2 protein-coding genes are annotated in these 3,192 nt (G+C 78.7%); one reads left to right on the top strand and one right to left on the bottom strand.

Translation table 11 applies throughout. The features are described 5' to 3' along the window. Positions 1–1,356 (bottom strand): TPM domain-containing protein (locus tag GTR00_RS17700; protein WP_166612895.1); only part of this gene is annotated, 1,356 nt, incomplete at its 3' end. A gap of 136 nt (positions 1,357–1,492) precedes the next feature. Between GTR00_RS17700 and GTR00_RS17695 the strand changes: the two genes are divergently transcribed. Next, positions 1,493–3,037 (top strand): methyl-accepting chemotaxis protein, encoded by a 1,545-nt coding sequence (locus GTR00_RS17695; RefSeq protein WP_323132582.1) that lies wholly within the window; start codon positions 1,493–1,495, stop codon positions 3,035–3,037. The last annotated feature ends 155 nt before the right edge of the window (positions 3,038–3,192 follow it).

Genomic DNA, 3,192 nt, shown 5'->3' with positions numbered 1-3,192 from the left:
CAGCCGCGCCAGCGCCACCGGCAGCTCCGCGACGGCCCGGCGCAGCTCCTGCGCGGTGCGCCCCACCGAGGCCAGCAGCTGCTCCGCCTGCGCGAGCGCGCCCTGCGCGGCGCGCACCGCGTCCACGACCTCGCCGGCGCGCGCGGGGTCGCCCAGCGCCGCGCGCGCCGCCGCCGCCGAGCGCTGCGCCTCCTCCAGCCGCCCGGCGGCCCGCTCGGGCGCGTCCCGCACGCCCGCCAGCGCCTCCGCGCCGAGCTCGCCGCGCGCCGCGTCCAGCCGCTCGCGCTCCGGTCCCAGCTCGGCGCGCAGCTCACCCAGGCGCGCCTCCACGCCGGTGAGCACCTCCGGGGCGCGGCGCACCAGGTCGCGCAGCTCGTCCACCCCGTCCGCGGCGGCGTCCAGGGTCTCGTCCACGCGGCGGCAGTCCGCGACCACGCCCGCCAGCACCCGCCGCCGCTCCTCCTCGGTCTCCGGCTCGGCGTCGTCCAGCGACTGCCGGGCGGTGAAGGCCTCGCGCAGCGCCTGCCGCGCCCGCTGCAGCACGCCGGCGAACTCCGCGGTGCGCTGCTCGCCGAACTCCGCCGCGGCGAAGGCCAGCTCCTCGGCGCTGGCGCGCACCGCGTCGTCCACGCGCACCAGCAGCGCGTCGGCCAGGCGCTGCAGGTCCGCCGTGCTCGTGCCGGCGAACTCCTGCGGCGGGCCCGCGGGCGCACCGGCGGGCGCACCGCCGCCCGCGCCGTCCCGCGCGCGGCGGCGCGAGCGCGCCAGCAGCACCGCGCCGCCGGCCCCGGCGGCCACGACGCCGCCGACGGCGGCCGCGCCCCACGGGAACCCGCCGCCCGCGCCGGAGCCCGCGCCGGAGCCCGCACCGTCCAGGGCCCGTCCCACCGACTCCGCCCCGGCCACCACCGCACCGGCCCAGTCGTCCTGCGCCAGGCGCTCCTCGGTGTCGCGCGCCACCTGCGCCAGGTCCTCGTCGCCCAGGCGGTTGCCGGCGTCCACGGAGTAGGCGTACTCGCGGTCGCCCGTCGCCACCGCCAGCAGCACGTCGTCCACGCCCAGGCCGCTGTCCACGGCCGTCGCGTCGGCCCACTCCTGCGCGCCGGCGCCGTCGAAGGAGTCCACGAGCACCACCCACAGCTGCACGCCGTGCTCGGCGCGCAGCCGCTCCAGCGCCGCGCGCACGTCCGCGCCGCCCAGCACCCCCGCGGGGTCGGTCACCTGCTGCTCCAGGCGGGAGGGCGGCACCGCCTGCGCGGGCACCGCGGCGGCACCGGCACCGGCCAGCACCCCCAGCGCCAGCAGGGCGGCCGCCACCGGGCGGCGGGCGTCGCGGCGGCGCAGCGGTCGGGGCACCGGGCCAGTCTGGCCCAGCGCGCCGCGCACCGCCCGCGACCGTTCAAGGCGCGCCCCCGCCGTGCCGATGGCAGGCAGGACGCACTCGCGCTGCGGCGGGCCGGGACACGGCCGCCCCCAGATCCCCGGAGGGGACGTGTTCGGACGCAAGAACCAGGCCGGTGCCGCGCCGTCGGCGCAGGACGCGCCCCGCGACGTGGAGGCCCTCGAGGCCGTGCTCGTCGCCTTCGAGGACGCCCGCACCGAGCAGGACGTCTACCGGGCCATGGTGCGCACCATCACCGACACGTTCGCCCTCGACTACGGCGCCGTGTGGCGCCCCGGCGCCGACGGGAGGTTCGTCGTCACCGAGGAGTTCGGCCGCGGCACCGCCGCGATGGCGTCCTCGCGCGGCGTGGCCGTCGGCCCCGGCGACGGCTGGGGCGGCAGGGCCGTCAGCGAGCGCACGCACCAGCACGTCACCGCCACCTCCGGCGCCGTGCAGTGCCGGCGCTGGCGCGAGGCGCAGGCCGCCGGCGCCGTCGAGGGCGCGATCTTCCCGTCCGTGGACGACGGCAGGGTCACCGCGCTCATCGAGTACTACCACTCCTCCCCGCTGCCCTTCTTCGGCCAGCGCGCCGAGAAGTGGCAGGCCATCGCCCGCGTCATGGCCAGCGCCCGCCAGGGCGTGCGCGCCCGCGAGGCGCTGGCCGAGACCCTCGCCGACCGCGAGGCCGTCACCACCGTCGTCACGGCCCTGAACGAGGGCCGCACCCGCGAGCAGGCGCTGCGCATCGCGCTGGACACCGTGCGCAAGGCGTTCGGCTGGGCGTACGGCTCGTTCTGGGCGCTGGACGAGGAGAGCCGCGCCCTGCGGTTCTCCGTGGAGTCCGGCTCGGCCGGCGAGGAGTTCCGACGCGTCACGCTGGCCGCCTCGTTCGCCGAGGGCGTGGGCCTGTCCGGGCGCGCGTGGCGCTCGCGCGACCTGGTGTTCGTGCGCGACCTCGCCGAGGTCACCGACTGCGTGCGCGCCCCCGCCGCCCAGCGCGCGGGCGTGAAGTCCGGCGTGTGCTTCCCCGTCACGATCGGCGGGCAGGTCGCCGGCACGATGGACTTCTTCGTCACCGAGCACGTCGAGCTGTCGCAGTCGCGCCGCGAGGCGCTGCGCAACGTCGCCCAGCTGGTCTCCCAGCGCCTGGGCGTGCTGCACCGCGCCGAGGTGGACGCGCGCAACTCCCGCGAGCTGCTCGACACCGTCTCGCGGCTGCGCGACGCCGTCCTGGACGCCGGGCGCGTCGGCGACTCCGCCGCCGGGCAGGCCTCCGCGCTGACCGGCGAGGTGCAGGCGCTGGCGCAGGCGTCGCAGGCCGTCGGGGAGGTCATCAAGATCATCTCCGGGATCGCCGACCAGACGAACCTGCTGGCGCTGAACGCCACCATCGAGGCCGCCCGCGCCGGCGAGCTGGGCCGCGGCTTCGCCGTCGTCGCCAGCGAGGTGAAGGACCTGGCCCGCGAGACCGCCGACGCCACCCAGCGCGTCGCGCAGCAGATCGCCGGCATCCAGGCCTCCAGCGAGCAGGTCACCTCCGGCATCGAGGGCACCACCGCGATCATCCGCGAGCTGGAGGGGGTGCAGGCGCGCATCGGCGCCGTCCTGGACGAGCAGGTGCGGATGGCCACCGCCTTCGAGCACCACGGCTGAGCCGCGCGCGGCCACCCGCGCGCCCCGCGACCGGCGGGGCCGTCCGCTGACAGCGGACGGCCCTGCCGCGTCCCGGGCCCGGCCGCTAGCGTCGTGAGGACCCCGACGCTGGAGGTCGCCGTGAGCAGTCCCGCACCGCCGCCGGTCCTGCTGCC

Source organism: Kineococcus indalonis (assembly GCF_009906395.1).
Taxonomy (GTDB): domain Bacteria; phylum Actinomycetota; class Actinomycetes; order Actinomycetales; family Kineococcaceae; genus Kineococcus; species Kineococcus indalonis.
The sequence above is the reverse complement of the archived record's forward strand: the minus strand, read 5'-3'. Positions and strand labels throughout refer to the sequence as shown.